Source organism: Streptomyces sp. NBC_00207 (assembly GCF_045160965.1).
Taxonomy (GTDB): Bacteria; Actinomycetota; Actinomycetes; order Streptomycetales; family Streptomycetaceae; genus Streptomyces.
Window position 1 is genome coordinate 655,222 of record NZ_CP130715.1, and the last position, 17,939, is coordinate 673,160.

24 protein-coding genes are annotated in these 17,939 nt (G+C 70.2%); 13 read left to right on the forward strand and 11 right to left on the reverse strand.

The features are described 5' to 3' along the window. The first annotated feature begins 59 nt into the window (after window positions 1–59). The 6 genes from OG472_RS03415 (at window position 60) to thpD (ending at window position 4,951) form a co-directional block, all read left to right on the forward strand. Window positions 60–488: a nuclear transport factor 2 family protein gene (locus tag OG472_RS03415; RefSeq protein WP_405827639.1), complete on the forward strand. Its 429-nt coding sequence runs from the start codon at window positions 60–62 to the stop codon at window positions 486–488. After that, window positions 485–1,402 (forward strand): NAD(P)H-binding protein, encoded by a 918-nt coding sequence (locus OG472_RS03420; protein WP_405827641.1) that lies wholly within the window; start codon window positions 485–487, stop codon window positions 1,400–1,402. The genes OG472_RS03415 and OG472_RS03420 overlap by 4 nt, the downstream gene beginning before the upstream one ends. Window positions 1,403–1,664: 262 nt before the next feature. Next, window positions 1,665–2,222, forward strand: coding sequence for a diaminobutyrate acetyltransferase (gene ectA, locus OG472_RS03425; protein ID WP_405827642.1), 558 nt, complete (start codon window positions 1,665–1,667; stop codon window positions 2,220–2,222). A 71-nt stretch (window positions 2,223–2,293) separates the two neighbouring features. Further along, entirely contained in the window at window positions 2,294–3,562 is a 1,269-nt protein-coding gene (gene ectB, locus OG472_RS03430) for a diaminobutyrate--2-oxoglutarate transaminase (protein ID WP_401602545.1), read from the forward strand. 33 nt (window positions 3,563–3,595) lie between these two features. Beyond that, complete coding sequence (locus OG472_RS03435; RefSeq protein ID WP_401602547.1) at window positions 3,596–4,009, forward strand: ectoine synthase; 414 nt, start codon at window positions 3,596–3,598, stop codon at window positions 4,007–4,009. 39 nt (window positions 4,010–4,048) lie between these two features. Continuing rightward, the gene (gene thpD, locus OG472_RS03440) at window positions 4,049–4,951 is read left to right on the forward strand and encodes an ectoine hydroxylase (protein WP_405827644.1); all 903 of its coding nucleotides are present in this window, start codon (window positions 4,049–4,051) and stop codon (window positions 4,949–4,951) included. A 103-nt stretch (window positions 4,952–5,054) separates the two neighbouring features. On the opposite strand, the gene OG472_RS03445 is transcribed toward thpD, so the two are convergent. The 4 genes from OG472_RS03445 to OG472_RS03460 form a co-directional block, all read right to left on the reverse strand. After that, on the reverse strand, window positions 5,055–5,435 hold the full coding sequence (locus OG472_RS03445) for a toxin Doc (protein ID WP_401602551.1): 381 nt from the start codon (window positions 5,433–5,435) through the stop codon (window positions 5,055–5,057). A gap of 2 nt (window positions 5,436–5,437) precedes the next feature. After that, window positions 5,438–5,683 carry an antitoxin MazE7 gene (locus OG472_RS03450; protein WP_401602552.1) on the reverse strand — a complete coding sequence of 82 codons (246 nt, stop codon included), beginning with the start codon at window positions 5,681–5,683 and terminating at the stop codon, window positions 5,438–5,440. A gap of 167 nt (window positions 5,684–5,850) precedes the next feature. Next, complete coding sequence (locus OG472_RS03455) at window positions 5,851–6,480, reverse strand: GPP34 family phosphoprotein (RefSeq protein ID WP_405827645.1); 630 nt, start codon at window positions 6,478–6,480, stop codon at window positions 5,851–5,853. A gap of 232 nt (window positions 6,481–6,712) precedes the next feature. After that, entirely contained in the window at window positions 6,713–7,066 is a 354-nt protein-coding gene (locus OG472_RS03460; RefSeq protein ID WP_405827647.1) for a hypothetical protein, read from the reverse strand. Window positions 7,067–7,405: 339 nt separating this feature from the next. Here OG472_RS03460 and OG472_RS03465 point away from each other — a divergent pair, with 339 nt between their 5' ends. Further along, window positions 7,406–7,621 carry a hypothetical protein gene (locus tag OG472_RS03465; RefSeq protein ID WP_401602556.1) on the forward strand — a complete coding sequence of 72 codons (216 nt, stop codon included), beginning with the start codon at window positions 7,406–7,408 and terminating at the stop codon, window positions 7,619–7,621. Between the two features lie 124 nt (window positions 7,622–7,745). Here the strand turns inward: OG472_RS03465 and OG472_RS03470 are convergent, their stop codons facing one another. Beyond that, window positions 7,746–8,237, reverse strand: coding sequence for a cupin domain-containing protein (locus tag OG472_RS03470; protein WP_401602558.1), 492 nt, complete (start codon window positions 8,235–8,237; stop codon window positions 7,746–7,748). 297 nt (window positions 8,238–8,534) lie between these two features. Here OG472_RS03470 and OG472_RS03475 point away from each other — a divergent pair, with 297 nt between their 5' ends. Continuing rightward, window positions 8,535–8,996 carry a hypothetical protein gene (locus OG472_RS03475; RefSeq protein ID WP_401602559.1) on the forward strand — a complete coding sequence of 154 codons (462 nt, stop codon included), beginning with the start codon at window positions 8,535–8,537 and terminating at the stop codon, window positions 8,994–8,996. An 84-nt stretch (window positions 8,997–9,080) separates the two neighbouring features. On the opposite strand, the gene OG472_RS03480 is transcribed toward OG472_RS03475, so the two are convergent. After that, complete coding sequence (locus OG472_RS03480) at window positions 9,081–10,220, reverse strand: sensor histidine kinase (RefSeq protein WP_405940861.1); 1,140 nt, start codon at window positions 10,218–10,220, stop codon at window positions 9,081–9,083. 65 nt (window positions 10,221–10,285) lie between these two features. After that, window positions 10,286–10,942, reverse strand: a complete 657-nt coding sequence (locus OG472_RS03485) for a response regulator (protein ID WP_405943136.1) — start codon at window positions 10,940–10,942, stop codon at window positions 10,286–10,288. Between the two features lie 447 nt (window positions 10,943–11,389). Between OG472_RS03485 and OG472_RS03490 the strand changes: the two genes are divergently transcribed. From OG472_RS03490 to OG472_RS03510, 5 genes are all read left to right on the forward strand, one after another. After that, window positions 11,390–11,713, forward strand: coding sequence for a hypothetical protein (locus tag OG472_RS03490; protein WP_401602563.1), 324 nt, complete (start codon window positions 11,390–11,392; stop codon window positions 11,711–11,713). Further along, entirely contained in the window at window positions 11,710–11,904 is a 195-nt protein-coding gene (locus OG472_RS03495; protein WP_401602565.1) for a hypothetical protein, read from the forward strand. The genes OG472_RS03490 and OG472_RS03495 overlap by 4 nt, the downstream gene beginning before the upstream one ends. A 193-nt stretch (window positions 11,905–12,097) precedes the next feature. Then, a complete protein-coding gene (locus tag OG472_RS03500; RefSeq protein WP_405827653.1) occupies window positions 12,098–13,090 on the forward strand; it encodes a CorA family divalent cation transporter in 993 nt (330 codons plus the stop codon). Between the two features lie 115 nt (window positions 13,091–13,205). Continuing rightward, window positions 13,206–14,162 (forward strand): GNAT family N-acetyltransferase, encoded by a 957-nt coding sequence (locus OG472_RS03505; RefSeq protein WP_401602569.1) that lies wholly within the window; start codon window positions 13,206–13,208, stop codon window positions 14,160–14,162. A gap of 713 nt (window positions 14,163–14,875) precedes the next feature. Beyond that, on the forward strand, window positions 14,876–15,415 hold the full coding sequence (locus OG472_RS03510) for a GNAT family N-acetyltransferase (RefSeq protein ID WP_405940862.1): 540 nt from the start codon (window positions 14,876–14,878) through the stop codon (window positions 15,413–15,415). Window positions 15,416–15,639: 224 nt separating this feature from the next. Here OG472_RS03510 and OG472_RS03515 read toward each other — a convergent pair whose 3' ends face one another. The 4 genes from OG472_RS03515 to OG472_RS03530 all read right to left on the reverse strand — a co-directional run bounded on the left by OG472_RS03515 (window position 15,640) and on the right by OG472_RS03530 (window position 17,921). Further along, window positions 15,640–16,185, reverse strand: coding sequence for an AAA family ATPase (locus tag OG472_RS03515; RefSeq protein WP_405827656.1), 546 nt, complete (start codon window positions 16,183–16,185; stop codon window positions 15,640–15,642). 362 nt (window positions 16,186–16,547) lie between these two features. Continuing rightward, window positions 16,548–16,985, reverse strand: coding sequence for a DoxX family protein (locus tag OG472_RS03520; RefSeq protein WP_401602578.1), 438 nt, complete (start codon window positions 16,983–16,985; stop codon window positions 16,548–16,550). Between the two features lie 82 nt (window positions 16,986–17,067). Then, window positions 17,068–17,502 carry a YdeI/OmpD-associated family protein gene (locus tag OG472_RS03525; protein WP_401602580.1) on the reverse strand — a complete coding sequence of 145 codons (435 nt, stop codon included), beginning with the start codon at window positions 17,500–17,502 and terminating at the stop codon, window positions 17,068–17,070. 5 nt (window positions 17,503–17,507) lie between these two features. Then, window positions 17,508–17,921 (reverse strand): VOC family protein, encoded by a 414-nt coding sequence (locus OG472_RS03530; RefSeq protein WP_405827664.1) that lies wholly within the window; start codon window positions 17,919–17,921, stop codon window positions 17,508–17,510. Window positions 17,922–17,939: the final 18 nt, after the last annotated feature.

The following is a 17,939-nucleotide window of genomic DNA, read 5'->3' on the forward strand; positions in this document are numbered from 1 at the left end:
CCGTATCGTTCACGAAGAAAGCGGACCACTGGTCCGTATCGTACGGGACGGAGTACCCCATGCCCACGACCACCGCACCGGCGGATCTCTATCGCCACAGCCTGCGCCTGCTCCTGGCCAAGGACATACCCGGCTGGGTCGCCCTGTGGGCCGACGACGGCGTGATGGAGTTCCCCTTCGCTCCCCCGGGCTGGCCCGAACGGCTGGAGGGCAGGGAAGCCATCGCCGCCTACATGCGCGACTACCCCGACCACATCGACCTGCACGATTTCCCCGACGTGCGGATCCACGAGAGCACCGACCCCGGAACCATCGTCGTCGAGATGCGCGGCGTGGGCCGCCTGGTCCCGACGGGCGACCCCTTCGACATGACGTACATCGCCGTCGTGACCGTCCAGGACGAACGCTTCACCTCGTACCGCGATTACTGGAACCCCCTCGCCGTCCAGACGCCGGCGATGGACTTCACGGGGAGCAGCACCCGATGACCCTCAACAAAACCACCGGATCCACCGGAACCACCCTGGTCATCGGCGCCACCGGCACCACGGGCGGCCGGACGGCCGCGCAGCTGATCGCCGCCGGCCACCGCGTCAAGGCCGCCGGCCGTCGAGCCACCCCGCTCCCGGGAGCGGAACCGGTCCGCTTCGACTGGTACGACCCCACCACGTTCGGCGACGCCCTCGCCGGAGTCGACCGGGCCTACCTCGTCCCGCCCATCGGCGACCCGGACCCCGCCGCGGTCATGACACCCTTCCTCCGGGAGGCCCGCGCCGCCGGCGTTCGCCGCGCCGTTCTCCTCAGTTCCTCGGCCATCCCCGAGGGCGGCCCGGCGGTGGGGGCGGTGCACCAGGCCATGCCCGGCCTGTTCGAGCAGTGGGCGGTACTGCGGCCTTCCTGGTTCATGCAGAACTTCACCGGCGCGCACGCCCACGCCGACGGCATCCGCGACGACGGGGTCATCCGGACGGCGGCCGGGACCGGCCGGGTCGGATTCGTCGACGCCGACGACATCGCCGCCGTCGCCGTACACGCCCTGACGAACGACCGGGCGCCCAACTCGGACCTGGTCCTGACCGGGCCGGAGACACTCAGCCACGACGACATCGCCAGGATCCTCACCCAGGTCACCGGCCGCCCGGTGGTCCACCACCCCCTGCCCTACGAGGACATGCGCGACCGTCTGGCCACGGTGATCCCGCCGGAGTTCGCCGCGATGCTGGCCGCCATGGACCGCGCCATCGCCGAGGGAGCCGAGGACCGCACCACCGACACCGTCCAACGCCTCACCGGCCGCCCGCCGACCCCCTTCCGGGTGGTCGCCGAACGGGAACTTCACGAGATGAGCCTCGCCGGACGCCGGCGGGCACACCGCCCCACGGGCCGCGAGCCTCGCGTATAACCGCGCAGCTGCGAACGAAACCCCTGACCAGCCGACGAAGACATCACATTCAAGTGGCAAATATGAGACAGAGCAAAGACGTTATCCGCTCGTTATAGAATGAGGGGTGCGGTGGAAATGTCAGCATTTTTCACAAGAACACGGGCGCGCCGCTGGCATTTCACGGCCCCACGATGGCGTCTGCAAATATCACGGGACATCCTGCCTCCGTAACCCCTCAGGCCCATGCAATTTGCTCCATCCCTGGGTAACTTCGGCCCGCATGACTGCTCATGCAGAACTGGCCCGATACAGGAAGACCCCGCCGCCCACTGCGACCCCGACCACCTCGACGACACACATCGACCGACCCCGACCAGGTGACGGCCCCCTGCTGTGGCGCCTCGCCCGCGACTCCAGGACGCTGGACCTCAACTCGGCCTACAGCTACCTCCTCTGGTGCCGCGACTTCGCCGGCACGTCCGCGGTGGCCCGCGACGGGGCCGGGTGTGCCGTCGGTTTCGTCAGCGGATACCTGCGGCCGGACAGCCCCGGGACGCTGCTCGTCTGGCAGATCGCCGTCGACGAATCCGTCCGCGGCCAGGGAATCGCCGGCGCCCTGCTCGACGGCCTCTCCGCCCGTGTCGCGGCGGAACACGGATTGAGCTGCCTGGAGACCACCGTCTCTCCCGGAAACCGCGCGTCGGAGCGGCTGTTCGCCTCGTACGCCGCACGGCACGGCGCCACGCTGACGCGCGAGGTGTTGTTCGCCGCAGAAGAGTTCCCGGACGACGGCCACGCCCCGGAGGTCCTGCACCGCATCGGGCCGCTCCGCTTCTGATCCAGGGCCATCACCCCAACGCCGCTCCGCACCGAACACCCCCACACCCCCACACCCATTGGAGAGTTGCCTTGACCATGACCGAGCCGGTCCTGTCCGTCTTCGAGACCGTCGAGTCCGAGGTGCGCAGCTACTGCCGCGCCTGGCCCGTCGTCTTCGAGCGCGCCACGGGAAGCCGGCTGTACGACGAACACGGCCGCGGCTACCTGGACTTCTTCGCGGGCGCCGGGTCCCTGAACTACGGCCACAACAACCCCGTCCTCAAGCGGGCCCTGCTCGACTACCTGGAGCGGGACGGCATCACGCACGCGCTCGACATGTCGACGACCGCCAAGAGGGCCTTCCTCGAGACCTTCCGGTCCCACGTCCTCGAACCCCGCGCCCTGCCCTACAAGGTGATGTTCCCGGGCCCCACAGGGACCAACGCCGTCGAAGCGGCGCTCAAGTTGGCCCGCAAGGCCAAGGGCCGCGAGTCGGTCGTGTCCTTCACCAACGCCTTCCACGGCATGTCTCTCGGCTCTCTCGCCGTCACGGGCAACGCCTTCAAACGGGCCGGCGCCGGCATTCCCCTGGTCCACGGCACGCCGATGCCCTTCGACAACTACCTCGGGGGCCGGACCCCCGACTTCCTCTGGTTCGAGCGCCTGCTCGAGGACCAGGGATCCGGCCTGAACCATCCGGCGGCCGTCATCGTCGAGACGATCCAGGGCGAGGGCGGGATCAACGTGGCCCGCGCGGAATGGCTCCGCGCCCTCGCGGACCTGTGCCGGCGCCGCGACATGCTGCTGATCGTCGACGACATCCAGATGGGCTGCGGCCGCACCGGCGAGTTCTTCTCCTTCGAGGAGGCGGGGATCACGCCCGACATCGTCACGCTGTCCAAGTCCATCAGCGGCTACGGACTCCCCATGTCCCTGTGCCTGTTCAAGCCCGAGCTGGACCTGTGGGAGCCGGGTGAGCACAACGGCACCTTCCGCGGGAACAACCCGGCCTTCGTCACCGCGACCGCGGCCCTGGAGACGTACTGGGGCGACAACACCCTGCGCGAGCGGACCCTCGTCCAGGGTGCGCGCGTCGAGAGTGCGCTGCGCGAGCTGTGCGCCGAACACGGCCGGCTGGGCGCGACGTACCGGGGCCGCGGCCTGGCCTGGGGCATCGAGTTCACCCGGAAGGAGCGCGCCGCGGAGGTGTGCCGGAGGGCCTTCGAGCACGGCCTCCTCGTCGAGACCTCGGGCCCGGAGGGCGAGGTCGTGAAGCTGCTCCCGCCGCTGACCGTCACCGGCGACGAACTCGAAGAGGGACTCGCCGTCCTCGCCCGCTCCATCCGCGAAGCCGCCTGACCGGCACCAGCTCACACCACGAAGGGCACCACCATGATCGTCCGCTCGTTCCGGGACATCGAGGGAACCGACCGCCACGTCAGGGCCGCGTCCGGCACCTGGGAGAGCAAGCGCATCGTTCTTGCCAGGGAACGTGTCGGCTTCTCCCTGCACGAGACGGTCCTGTACGCCGGCACGGAGACGTCCATGTGGTACGCGAACCACGTGGAGGCCGTGGTCTGCACGGAGGGGGAGGCCGAGCTCACGGACGAGGAAACGGGCCGGACGTACACGATCACGCCGGGAACCATGTACCTCCTCGACGGCCACGAGCGGCACACCCTGCGCGTGAAGCACGAGTTCCGCTGCCTCTGCGTCTTCAACCCGCCCGTGACCGGCCGGGAGGACCACGACGAGAACGGCGTGTACCCGCTGCTCACCGAGCCCGACCACCACCAGCACGGCTGACGTACGGACAACGCACAGAGAGGAGAGGCAGGCACCGCCATGACCTACGCACCCACCCGCACGGTGAACGACCTGTATCCGACCCGCGGCTCCGAGGAGGTGCTCATCGGCCGCGTGGACCCCGTCGTCTGGTCCGAGCCCGGCACCGCGGGCCCCCTGTGGGCCCACGAGCTGGAGAGCTTCGAGCGCGACGGTTTCCTGTCCGTCGACGAACTCATCACGCCCGACGAGGTGACCGTCTACCGGGACGAGATGGACCGGCTGCTGCGCGACCCCTCGACGCTGGCCGACGAGCGGTCCATCGTGGAGCCGAAGTCGCGCGAAGTACGCTCCGTTTTCGAGGTCCACAGGATCAGCGAGGTGTTCGCGGCCCTCGCCGCCGATCCTCGCGTCGTGGGGCGGGCGCGACAGATCCTGGGATCCGAGGTGTACGTGCACCAGTCCCGGATCAACGTCAAGCCCGGGTTCGGCGCCAGCGGCTTCTACTGGCACTCCGACTTCGAGACCTGGCACGCCGAAGACGGCCTGCCGCACATGCGCACCGTGTCGGTGTCCATCGCGCTGACGCCGAACCACGCCACCAACGGCGGCCTGATGATCATGCCCGGCTCCCACCGGAGCTTCCTGGGCTGCGCCGGCGCGACGCCGAAGGACAACTACAAGCAGTCCCTCCTGATGCAGGATGCCGGCACCCCGTCGGACGAGGCGCTGACCAAGTTCGCCTCGGCCTGCGGCATCAGGCTCTTCACGGGCAATGCGGGCTCGGCCACCTGGTTCGACTGCAACGCGATGCACGGCTCGGGTGACAACATCACGCCCTACCCGCGCAGCAATGTGTTCCTCGTGTTCAACAGCGTCGAGAACCGCCCGTCGAAGCCCTTCGCCGCGCCGGTGCGCCGCCCCGGATACATCGCCTCGCAGGACTTCACCCCGGTGGGCTGACGCGTCCTACCGACCGTCCGACCCGTCCCACCCGGCCCGGCCTGGCACCTGCCCGGTCGGGTCGGCCGGTCCCCCCTCTACCCCCGGGCACCTTCTGCGGCGGTCAGGAGCCTTGACGCATCGAGCGCAGCCGGTCGGCCACCTCGTAGACGGTCAGGCGCAGCGTTCGGATGTCGGTGATCAGGTCGCGCCAGGGTTCGAAGGTCGTCTCCACGTCCTTGCCGGAGGCCCTGATGTAGGCCACCGCCACGCCGTAGCCGAAGTACTCGTTCCTGGCCGGCAGTGGGCGCAGCAGCACGATCTGCTCCAGCAGCGCCGCTGACCGCCAGTACGCGTCGGGCTCGTCGGTCGCCAGCGCCGGGGTGTTCACGCGGTGCCGCGCGACCGCGGCCACGAGACCGGAGTAGTCCTGGACTCCCAGCTCATTGCCGAGGAGTTCCTCCTGGCGGTCCAGAAGCCAGCGAATGTCGATGTGCAGGTCCAAGATCAGGCTGCCCGGTGCGCGCTCGCGGACGGAGGCGGCCCGCCGAACTCGCGGTCGAACGCCTCCGCGATGCCCGGCTGGCCGACGGCGTCACGGAACGCGACGGTCGCCCGGCCGAGGGCGAGCTGGTTCTCCTGCTCGATGGCCAGCTCCGCCAGGTAGGCGCGCACGCTCTTGCCGTGGGCGGCGGCCACCGCGGCGAACCGGTCCCGGGTCGCCGAGTCGATCTTCACAGTCGTATCTGCCATGCCCCGAGTATGCACCGATGAATACCATCGCGAATACCTTTCGGGAGTTTTCCCGTGAGAGCCTCCCCCGAGGGGCGCGCGGCAGCTCTTCTCCACGGCCTTTCCGACGTGCTCCGACCTGCTCCGACCCGATCAGAGCGACGGCCTTCTCGGGGAAGGCTCCGGCGTCATCCGACGCCGCCTCGCCAGATGTTGTCGAAGGCCGCGTCCTCGATGGCTCGACGTTGCCGTACCGCCGCCAGTTCCACCAGAGCGTCGTCGACGGCGGCCAGCACCGTCGCGACGGCCTCGTCCGCCACGTCCGCCACTTCCGTCACGTCGGGAGATTCTCCGGTCCGCTCGCCGCGCACCCGTACGGCCTCCGCGAGGAAGGCGAGGACGGGTTCATCCGATGCCAAGCGGTCCGCAGCCCGACGGCGGTCGGGCGAATCGGCCAGCACCAGTTCGCCGGCCCGGAAGGAGATCCCGCGACGGCCGTGCCGGACGAGCTGCCCTTCCGCCTCGAGCTCGGCCTGGTAGGCCGCGGCCAGGTCGCGGCCCCTGCGCCACAGCCAGTCGGCGACCGACTCGTAGGGCACCTCCCGAACGAGCGACGCGGCGGCCTCCTCCAGGAGGCGATCAGCCAGCGCGGGCCGGTCCCCCGGCACGATGAGATCCCCGTCCAGCCTGACGGCCCGGGCTGCGAGGAGGTCGATCACCTCGGCCCCGGCGAGCGCGAGCGACAGGTCGCCCTGTCCGACGGGGCTGCTCGACCCCATGTCCATGGCAATGATCAACAAGTCCCGCGGTGTGGTCATCAAGGGCTCCTCTCAACCGTGCAGGCAGGTCGCTGGCCAATTATTGATCGACTTGCCCTTCGGCAGGGCCTTGCGGCCGAACACGCGAGTCGAGCCTCCCGGGATGGACACGGCACCTTCGTGGCGCTTCCATACGATGCCGCCGTTGCGCTTGCCGGGCAGTGCCCGGCCCGCAGGCCACGAAGGGATCGCCGCAACGGGACGGCCCGCCCCGTCGGCAAGCCGCCCTGCCTCAGCGGAACTCGTGGACGACCTGGATCTCGCCGACGATGTGCGCGTTGAAGTCGTCCAGCTCCTCGGCCGGAACCCACAGCTCGAGGATGGTCCGTCCCCCGGCCTGCTGGACGGGGTACCGGCTCAAGAACTCCGACTCGACCTCGAACTGGGTCACGTAGCCGACACCGCTGTGCTTCACGTTCCAGTCCCTCGCGATCTTGATCGCGTAGTCCTCGTTGAGAACCGGGTAGAAGATCGGCTGCTCGGGGAGCCGGGGCGGCCAAGCACGCCAGTTCAGCTCGCGGACCAGGTCCAACTCCGTAGGGCCGGTGGGGCGCCACAGGGTCGTCGTAACTCGCCGGCTGGTCATGTGAATCGCTCTCTGAACGTGGAAGGCCGCTGACGCACGGCTGGTCTGAGACCGGACGATACCGGCGCCGCGAACGCAACGGCTACGCGATTTCCCGCACCAGGTCAGCGCCGTGACCAGCACATACGGGACAGCCGGCCGCGTCGCTCCGGTCCCGGTCGGCGGCCTGATCCGGCCTGATCCGACCTGAGGCACCACCGACATCCACGCGACCCGCTCGACGTCATCCGGCGCGCGTGAAGGGCGGGTCGCCGCCGCGGCGCGCCCCGAATTCCTTGACCCCGACACCAACTCGCCTGCAAACTCAACACACTTGCTGATCTTCACCAGGGGGCTCTGTTGAACGGCATGATCACCGTCTACGCGTATTTCGGTCTGCCCGTCGTCACGTTGGTGGCATTCCTCCTCTGGCGCGACAAAGCCACCCGGACGAAGAACCTCGACGGACTCCGAGTGGAGGAGAGCGCCCGGCGGCGGGCCCGCCTCGACAAGTACTCCCCCGTATACAGCCACACCTACATCCCGCCCCGCTCCCCCGACGGCCGCCGCCGCTGAGAACGGCCCGCGAAACGGACCGCGTGCACATCCGCCGACGGTGATCAGGCCTGCCGGACCCAGTGCGGACGAGGGGGCCGCGGCCGCCCAGCGTGCCGGGGGCTCGGTGGGCCATGGCCAGAGGTCAAGCTGCGGGGCGGCCGGCCAGCGCCGCGCCACAGCCGCTGCAGTAGCGGGCGTCCGCCTCGATCGCGTGCTTGTGGCACCGGTCGCACACCAGGTGCACCGCGCACGGCTGGGGCGCAGCAGCAGGGGTGGTCCGTCCGATGCGCATTCCGCGGCGCCTGCGGTGCACCGTCAGGACGAGCAGTCCCTCGGGGCCGGCCAGCAGCGCCCGGGATGTGCCGCGGGGCAGCAGGCCGAGGAATCCGGGGGACAGCTCTGACTGGGTACCGTCGAGGGTGAGGGTGCCGGCGCCCGCGACGACGACCAGCATCACGTCGACCTCGTCCTCGGTGTGCGCCGCCCCGCCGGTCCCGGGCAGGTGGCGCACCAGGTTCGCGTCCAGCTGCCGGTCGATGCCTTTCAGTCGCCACAGTGCGCCGCCCTGCGCCTGGGTCGCCGCCTCGACCAGACTCGCGACCGTCACCAACTCCGCCCCCCGCACAGCCTCCATTGTCGTACCCTCCGTGCCCGAACCGAACTCCACCACACCAGCATGATCGCTCACTCGCCACCGGGTCGGGTCCGGACGCCCCGTGACCGGCGTGCCGAAGCCCGAGGCACCGGCCGCAACTGCCGCGCCTGCCGTGCCTGCCGCACCCGAACGGGTGACCGTCTGAACCGCCTCAGACCGCGGTCCCGCAGAACGGTGACCGCCGTCCGCCCTTCCCTCCCGTCCGCAGCGACCACCGCGTACGAAGCCGAGGGCCGGAAGCCGGCCGTACGGCTCCGGTGCGGCATCATCTGGATCATGACGCACCCCTCCCTGCCGACCACCGAGTCGGCCGTCGCCGCGATACGGGCGATCGCGGCCGAGTACCGGCTGTCCATGGCAGTCACCGACGACATCGGCGCCGACCAGACGTCGCGGAGGACCTCCGCACCGCTGTTCGCGGTCGTCGATCCCGACGGATCGCTGCCCCACGAAGCATTCGTGGAACTGGGCGGCAGCCCGGCGGTCAGCGTGCGGATCTTCCCCGACGACGACGCGACGATCACCGTGGACGGGGTGGAGTTCCACGACATCCCCCGGAACTCCGTCCCGCCGTTCCTGATGTCGGTCTACAGCGGACTGGCCTTCGTGAAAGGACGGTTCTTCCCGCCCGGCTACCGGCTCTACGTCCCCCTTTCCGGCGACGAGACCTACAAGGAGCGCATCCTGGGCGCCTCGCTCACGCCCTGGCTCTCCGGACGCGTCCGCCAGGGGTCGTGAAGGAGCGGCTGCCCGTCGAAGTGGGCGAAGCCGCCGTGGCCTTGAGCTCCTCAACCGTGGGGCAACGGGCGGGGCGCCGGGGGGTCACTCGGGGCTGCGCCGGGTCCCGTCGGCCATCGGCTGCGTGCTCGCTCCGCACTGCGGGAGCTGCAGGTGGAGGCGGTAGCCGCCGTCCGGGGTGGGCCCGTGGGAGAGGGCGCCGCCCAGGTGCTCGGCTCGTTCTCGCAGGCCGAGCAGTCCGTGCCGCGCGCTGGGCAGCCCCAGAGCGGGATGCCGGGCCGTGGTGTTGGTGACCGTCACGTCGAGGGCGGGCCCGGACCGGCGGAAGTCGACCACGACGGTCGAACCGGGAGCGTGCTTGCGCACGTTGGTCAGGGCTTCCTGCACGGTCCGGTAGGCGGCGCGCTCCACTGCGCGGCTCGCGTCACGAGGGACCTCGCCTGTCAGAATCACGTCCAGGCCGCTGTCCGCGATCAGGCTGTCGAGGAGGAGCAGGGCGGGCTGCGTGTCGAGTCCTGCATCGCGGCTGCCCGAGGCCCGCAGCACGGCGACCATGTGGCGCAGCTCGTCGAGCGTGGCCGCGCTCAGGGTGCGGATGGTGCGGGCGGCCTCCTTGGTGTCCGTACTGTCCGCGGACACCTGCAGGGCACCGGCTCGTACGGCGATGAGGCTGACCTGGTGGGAGACCACGTCGTGCATCTCCCGGGCCAGATGGGCGCGCTCGCGGGCGAGGACCGTCTGGGCGTGGAGCTCGCGCTGATGCTCCTGTGCCGCGCGCAGTTCCGCCATGTGCCGGGCGAGTTCGCGGCGGGTCAGTACGAGCCGGCCGAGGACCACCGCCACGCCTGCGGCGGTGAGCGAGTAGCCGATGGCGACGGCGAACTCGGACAGATGGCCGCCCCTGTAGTCGTCGAGGTCCGGCAGGTTGGCGCAGATCCCGTACGCCAGTGCGCACCCGGCCAGGACCCGGCGGGTGCGTTGCTGTTCGGCCAGGGAGAACAGGGCGGCCAGCGCGGCGAGGACGTTGTGGCCGAGCTGGATGGCGAGCAGTGTGAAGACGAACACCGCGACCGGCCACCGGCGTCGTGCCAGCAGGGCCAGAGCGGCGACGGCGCCGGGAGCAGCCGCTGCCCACGCGCCGGCTCCGGCTCCGGCTCCGGTTCCGACCTCGGAGAAGGCCCACGCATCGGCCAGCGCGGCAGCCGCCAACCCTGCGTCGACCACGCGAGGCTCCAGGGTGCGGCCGGCACGGTGCACGCGTCCGGCTCCGTCCGACGCCGTACGGCCCGTCACGTGCGTGCCCCGTCCAGCAGGCCGGCGCGCTGCGCCCACAGGGCGGCCTGGACCCGGTTGCTGACGTCCAGCTTGGCCAGCACGGCGCTCACGTAGTCCTTGACGGTGCCGATGCTCAGATGCAGACGACACCCGATGTCGGCGTTGGACAACCCCTGTGACAGCAGCACGAGGACGTCGCGCTCGCGTGCGCTGAGCAGGGAGACCGCGCGGGTGGCGGCGCTCTGCTCGCCGTGGTGGTGGAGGTAGCCGCTGATCACGGTGGCGGTGACCTGCGGAGCGAGAACCACCGCACCCGCCGCCAGTGACCTCACCAGCCGCGCGAGCTCGTCCGGGTCGGTGTCCTTGACCAGGAAGCCGGAAGCCCCCGAGCGCAGTGCGGTGGCGATGTACTCGTCGGAGTCGAAGGTGGTGAGCATGGCGACCAGCGGCGGATCGTCCAGCTCCATCAGCCGCGCCAGGATGGTCAGCCCGTCGACGTCGGGCATCCGTATGTCGAGCAGCACCAGGTCGGGCGCGTGCCGGGCCACGGTCGCCAGCGCCTGCCCACCGCCGGTGGCCGCCACCACCTCGATGTCCACCGCGGCGTTGAGGATCATCGTGAACCCGGACCGGACGAGAGCCTCGTCGTCGACCACCATCACCCGGATCACCGCACCGGTCTCCCACCTGTCGTTCCGCACCGGTCCAGCCTTTCCGCAGGTCAGAACCGAGGAAGGCGCTGCCACCCTAGCGCCACCGGAGGCGCGGCCACGCGGCGGGACGGGCGGCTCGTGGGCGGGCCACGGCCGGCCCACGGGTGCGGACTCGCCCGCGACTCCTGAACCCGAAGACCTGCACCCCGCGGGAGAACGCGAACACGCCCCGCCGGGGTGCCGTCCGGCCGGGCGGCGGGTCCGCAACCCGCGACGTGGCGGGGCCGGACCAGCCGGTCGACGGGTGCCGTCGGCACCCGGGCCGGACCGAAGATCGTGACGTCGCGGGCCACGCCGGCAGCCCGTCGACCGAGCACCATCCGACCCGTCCGTCCACGCGCATCCGCATCCGCAAAATCCGGAATGCCCCTGCGCGGGACGGCAACAAGCACCACGGGAAACACCTTGCGCACCAAACACAGAAGTCTCGCCCTGGTCATGGCCACGGCAGCCTTCCTGTCAGCGGCACCCACCGCCCACGCGGTCGACGTGATCCAGGAGAACAACGTCAAGAACTGCTATCTGGGCAAGAAGAAGGACGTCGCGGCCTGCGAGCGGCTGCTGGCCGGCCGCCCGATGACCCAGCGGGCCAAGGACTGCCTCCTCAAGGCCGGCATCGGCGGGGCCGCCGCCCTGGTCGTGGGACGCGTCAACAAGGACGCCGCGAAGAAGATCGCCACCAACGTGGTGGCCGGCGGGGTCGCCGGCTGCCTGAGCGGGCTCGTATGAGCACCGCGCTCCAGTGGGTGGCCAAGGCCGCCACCACGGCCCTGTCCGTGCTCGTCCTGGTCCTCGTACGCACCCTGGCCGGCCCGCCCTACTGGGCCGAACTCCTCCTGACCGCGGCCGTGACGGCAGCAGGTGCCTGGGTGTGGTCACGGATCGACGGCGCAGAGCCCCGGGCGACCACCCGTCACTGAGCAGCCCTGGCCCGGGTCGTTCCCGTGTCCCTCACAGGCGCGGCCCGGGCCGAGCGGCCGGCACGACGCCCTGCAGGCCGGGGACCTCACCTGTTCGAGGTGCATTGCCGGGCGAACGCGTCACCGGGATTGCGCCCCGCCGTGGCACGTACAGGCTGGGGGCAACGCATCTGATGGCATAGGGCGAGGGGCAATGATCGTATCGGTGATGTCCATGCCGGACGGCACCATGACGCGTGCCCACGTGTCCGAGGCACGGGAGCGCCTCGCGACGTCCCCTTTCCTGCTCGTGGACGTGGAACTGAACAGGAAGAACCAGCCCACCGGGCGGCCGCTCGCGCACCTGTTGGGCCTGGAGGTCGCGGACCTGGCGTGGCTCGGCCGGGAGGGCGAGTCCGCCCGGGCCGAGTTCCTCGGGGGCAGCGCAGCCTTCGTCGTACCCGCCATCGAGGCGGGCCAGGTCATTCACATCCATGTCGTGGTGACCGAGAGGTACCTCGTCACGGTGCACCGGGGGGCGGCCCGCCTGGTGGCAGGTCTCACCGCTCGCTTCCCGCACGAACGTCCGCAGAATGCCGTGGCCATGCTGTTCCTCCTGCTGGACGAGGCTCTGGAGACCTATCGCGAGTCTGCCGTCCAAGCCCTGCTGGACGTGGAGGACCTGGAAGACGAGATGTTCCGCCGACGACAGCCCGAGCAGGTCTATCGCCTGGCGCGTCTGCGACGTATGGCGGCCCTCCTGCACCACACGCTCCTCCCCTACGAGCGGGTGATGGAGGAGACGGTCACGCGCCGGATGATGAGCGAAAGCTTCCCGGAGGAGCGCCTGCGGCTGGTTCGTGAGTACCAGCGCACTTCGAGGATGGTGCTCACGGACATCGAGTCGCTCCAGGAAGCCGCCCGGCGCGCCTTCGGCAGCTACTCCTCCCTGGTGTCCGCCGACCAGAACGGCGTGATCAATCGCCTGGCGATCGTGTCGACGATCTTCCTGCCGCTGACCTTCCTGACGGGGTTCTTCGGCATGAATTTCGCCTACCTGACGGACGAGCTGGAGAGCAGAGCCGTGTTCTGGCTGCTCGCCGTGGGGCTGCAGGTGGCGTTCCTGGCCATCGCGCTCTACATGCTGCACCGCACCGGTCTGTGGCGGAGGCTTCAGGACGACGACGGCACCCTCGACGGCGAGTAGGGCCGGCCCACGGTGTGGCAGGTCTCCCGCCATCAGGACGTACGGGCCCTGCCGACCGACGGCCACTGCCGAAAACGCCTGAGCGTCAGGTCCGGCACGGCCTAAGGTCGGCAACATGAAGATCAACATGCTCACGCTGCCGCCGTCCGAGACCGATATCGACTCCTGGCTGACGGTCCTGGCCTCCGCCGCGGCCTCCGATCTGCCGCAGCTGCCCGCCCCCTCCCGGAGGGAGATCGCCGGCCGGCTGCGCGTGCCGTCGGCGCGCGGCCGGGCCGTGCTCTGGGCGGCGGAAGAGGGCGCGGGCGTGGCCGCTCTGGTCCTGTTCTCGGACGAGGCCAACCGCCACACCGCCTTCGTGGACGTGCTGGCGGTACCTCCGCAGGCGCGGCGCCAAGGCGTGGGAACCGCCTTGTGGGAGCGGGTTCGCGAGGAACTGGTCGCGGACGGCCGGACCTCCGTCGAAGCGATGGTCGACCTCGGCGGTCCCGGGCAGGCGTTCGCCGAGTCGCTCGGGTTCGTGAACGTACTGCCGATGGCCTGGTACGAACAGGAGCTCCCCGACCGGCCCGCGCCCGTCCCGGCCACGCCCGGCTACGAGATCCTCACCTGGCACGGCCTGGTGCCCGATGTCTGGGCCCCGGCCGCCGCAGCGGCCCACGGGGCGATGGAGGATGCGCCGAGCGGGGACATGGACATACAGCTCGAACCCTGGACCGCGCCCCGGCTGCACTCCGTGCAGCAGCTGATCCTGGACCGGGGCGGAGAGCTGACCACGGTCGCGGCGGTGACCCCCGAGGGCGAGGTGGGGGCCTACACGGAACTGGTCCTCCCGGACCCCGCCGGCACGCGCGCGTTCCAGTACGACACGGTGGTCACCCCCCGCCACCGCGGCCACGGCCTCGGCCGCGCCGTGAAGCTGCACATGGCGGCGCAGGCCGCCGAGCGCTACCCGGCGCTGCGCCGCATCGCCACCACGGTGGCGGACGAGAACACCCCCATGCGAACGGTGAACGAGTCCCTCGGCTACCGGCGCGAGCGCGGTACGGCGTACTTCCAGCTCAAGCTGTAGCCGGATCCGGGAAGCGGGCCGCCGTCGGCCGCGGCCCGGAGTGGAGTGGAGTCCGGAAGCAGCGGGTCCAAGGCCGTCTGGCGTGGCGCCGGGGAGCCTCCCGCACGGGAGGGACAGCGTGTCCACGCTTGAGGCACGGACACCAGCGAGTCGAGTCCGCGGAGCAGGGAGCTGCGGCCGGCGCTTGCCGTGTGCGGCGGCGTCAGCCGGGCGGTCCGTCTGAACGTGCGGAGCCCGTCAGGCGACCACCACGCTCCGCAACGCAGCCGGTCGCCGTGCCGGCCGGCCACCGGCTGGCCGCCCGGCCCACACTGTCCCTGGCCGACCCGGCCCGACTCCCGCCCCCGGCCCGGGTCCCCGGTCCCCAACCCCGCGGGGTGGTCAGCCCCGAGGCCGAGCGGGGTGACGCGGTACCCGTCCCGCCGGGGCTCATCCAGGACGCGGTACCGGCACTGATGGGGAGCGGAGCGGCGGCCGCCGCAAACGAGCCGCGGGCATCCGGAATCTCCCCTGTCACATGCCTATCGGCCTGTCCGGCCCCGCGCTTATGGTGTGGCTCCGGACCATCCCGGGCCCGTCGCCCTCCCGGCTCCCCACGGGAGGGTCGCCGCGCGCCCTGGGGCGGAAGGATGTTCCTCGGCACCTCGGAGGCGTCGCGGTGAGGCAAAGAAAAAGGTTTGCCTCAAGGCCAGAGCTCGAGTTGGCTGGGCGGCATGGCTGAACTGCGTACCGATCGCCTCACCGTCCGTCCATGGCGCGACTCCGACCTTGCACCTTGGGCGGCGATGAATGCCGATCCTGAGGTTCGGGAGCATTTGGGCGACCTGCTTACCCGCGAACAGAGCGATGCCTCCGTGGCACGTTTCCAGGCCGCGTTCGACCAGCGAGGCTACGGGTGGTGGGCGGTCGAGGTGCAGGCCACTGGTGAGTTCATCGGCTTCGCCGGCTTGGATCAGGTCGATGACGGCTTGCCGTTCACAGGGGTGGAGATCGGCTGGCGGCTCGCCCGCTCGGCCTGGGGCAAGGGCTACGCTTCCGAGGCTGCGCTGACCGTCCTGGCCCACGGCTTCGACACGCTTGAACTTCCCGAGATCCTTGCCGTGACAACCGCCACCAACGTCCGTTCACAGGCGGTGATGCGCCGAATCGGAATGACGCGGAACCCGGCCGACGACTTCGACGACCCCACGGCGCCCGAAGGGCCGCTGCGTTCGAACGTGCTGTACCGCATCGCCCGTAGCGCCAGAACCTGACCTTCTCCGCTGCTGCGCTACCGCGGGCGCCAGGCCGTGCCGAACCCGACGATCACGGGCTTCGGGCACACCCGAGGCGACCTGGGCACGAAGATCCACCTTGTCAGCGAAAGCCACGCTCGCCCCTTGGCCCCCCACGTCACCGCGGGCCAGGCGGGCGACGCACCGGCCGCCGGCGGCCGCCCGCTTTCGGCCTCCGAACCCGGCACTGAGAGCCGAAGCATCTAACCCGAAATGCGGGGCAGCCAGCTGGTGGCGCCCACCACTTCGCGCGCTATGTCGACCACGGAACGTCCGTCGGTCGCCACTCGCACCGTGTCCAGGGGCGTCTGCTCATCCAGAATCCGTGCCTTACGGGCGCTGCTCTCCAGCTCGTGCTCCAGCTCCGAGCCCAGCTCCCGACCGGTCAACCGCTCACGGACGGTGGCATCGGAGGCGGTGAGCACCACCCGTACGATCCTGACGCGCGCACCCATGGCGCGCTGGAACATGCCCTCGTTCTCCCCCAGAACGCTCACCGTGTGCGTGTAGATCAATCGGCGGTACCCGAGCTCGGCGTAGTTCGACCAGAGCGCCGTCAGATTGCGCTCGGCGATCTTCCTGCGGCGGGGGTCCCCCTCCGGAGCAGGATGAGCCTGCCCCATGAAGTCACCTTCGATGACGCAGTGAGCAACCGTCGCGGCGCGCAGACGCGCCGAGACCTCCCACCCCACCGTCGTCTTGCCGACGCCCGCGCGCCCTCCGATGAGCAACACCTCTGCTTGATCCATAACCACACCCTGCCACCGAGCAGCCGAACCGCGCGAACCACATGTGCGCGGCTCAGGCGGACAGACCCTGGCCACCGGACGTGGAACCCGTGTAGGGGACGCCGACAAAATCTGCCCAGCCCAGTACTCCCCCGGATTGGGCATCCAGTTCGCGGGCGAATGCGCTGAGCTGGTCCATCTCTTCGGTAGAAGTTCGAGCGGAGGGCCAAGCCGATCTCGGCGCCATAGCCGACACCGGCCCAGTGGGCGGTCCAGGAGTGCTCGCTGAGCCAGCTGGAGGCCGCCGGGCCCAAGCACGGCGGGGCACGGCGCGCTCGGGCGGGGCCTGTCGATCCTGCCTGGCCCACACCCCATCCGGCCTTCTACCGGCCAAAACCCGATCGGATCCTCCCCGAGGCCCCTGTCTGCGCGGTAGGAGCCCGCAAGAGGTCTCGCCAGTCGGCAGGCCAATTGGCCAGTGCGAGGGTGCCCATGAGGAGAAGGTGGGTCGGCGCGGCCCAGCTCTCCACCGCCGGGTCGTGGTTGACGATGTGGGTGGTGACCGCTCCGGTGAGCACGAACATCAGCGTCGTGGCAGCCAGGAAGCGTGTTCGCCTATGGGGAATCACCAGCAGGACGGCGGCTGCACCTTCCAGGGCACCGACCACGAAGCGCATCCAGGACGGGTAACCCCAGTCGACGAACTTCGCGGAGTACGCCGAGCTGAATATCGTGTCGCCCGGCCAGTACTTGGTCACGGCGCCCAGCGCGAACTCAAAGGCCAGGAACCAGTACAGACCGGTCATGAGTCGCTTCGACATACTTGTCCCTTCAGCAGGAATGGGGCAGGGGCAAGCCTCCGTACGGCGATTGCAGTGCCGCCGGAGTCCTTGCTTTCGGGGGTCAGCCCCGCAGGGTGGCGATGGCCTTCTCGATACGCCGTCGGCGCGTCTCGGGCCTCTTCGCGCTCTCGATGGCGCGCACATGCTCGCGCTTGCGGCCATGGGCAAGGTTGTCGTACGCGGCGCGGGCGACCGGGTCGTCGTCCAGGGCTCGGGCGAAGTCCGGGGGCTCGGCGACGACGCGCGGCTCGGTGTCGAGCTCCAGCTCGACCTCGACCTCCTCGCCGATCGCGACACCCGCGCCCTGCCGGTTGGCGTTACTGAGGCCGAGCAGGTGGCGGCCCCGCATGATGGCGACCCGGCTCTTCCAGGAATGCCCGTTGACCGTGATCGTCACCGGCGGCCGCGCGCCCCCACCGAGCGCCGCCACCACCTCGGGCGGAACTTCCAGGCCCCGCATGGGCTCGGGCGGCTCGACGTGGGCCCAAAACTTCATCGCGGCTACTCCGCGTAGGGCTGGTCGGTGCCCGCGGCGCTGTAGCCGAGACTCCAGACATAGCCATCCGGGTCGGCGAAGGTGCCGCCGTACCCGCCCCACGGCAGAGCACCGGCGGGCTTGAGGATCGTGGCACCGGCCTTCTGGGCCTCCGCCATGATCTCCTCGACCTGTGCCTCACTGCGGACGACGTAGGTCAGAACCAGCCCGCTGAAGCCGCTGCCCTCCGCATCCGTGCCCACCTGGTCGGCCAGACCCTCGCGACCGTAGAAGCCGACCGGCGAGGCGCCGTCCGAGTCGAAGAACACCGAGATGCCGTAGTCGTTCTTGATCTTCCAACCGAGTCCCTCGGTGTAGAACTGCTTGGCCCGGTCCATGTCCCGGACACCGAGGAGGATCGAGCTGACGTGCGCTTTCATGTCTTACTCCTTGCACTG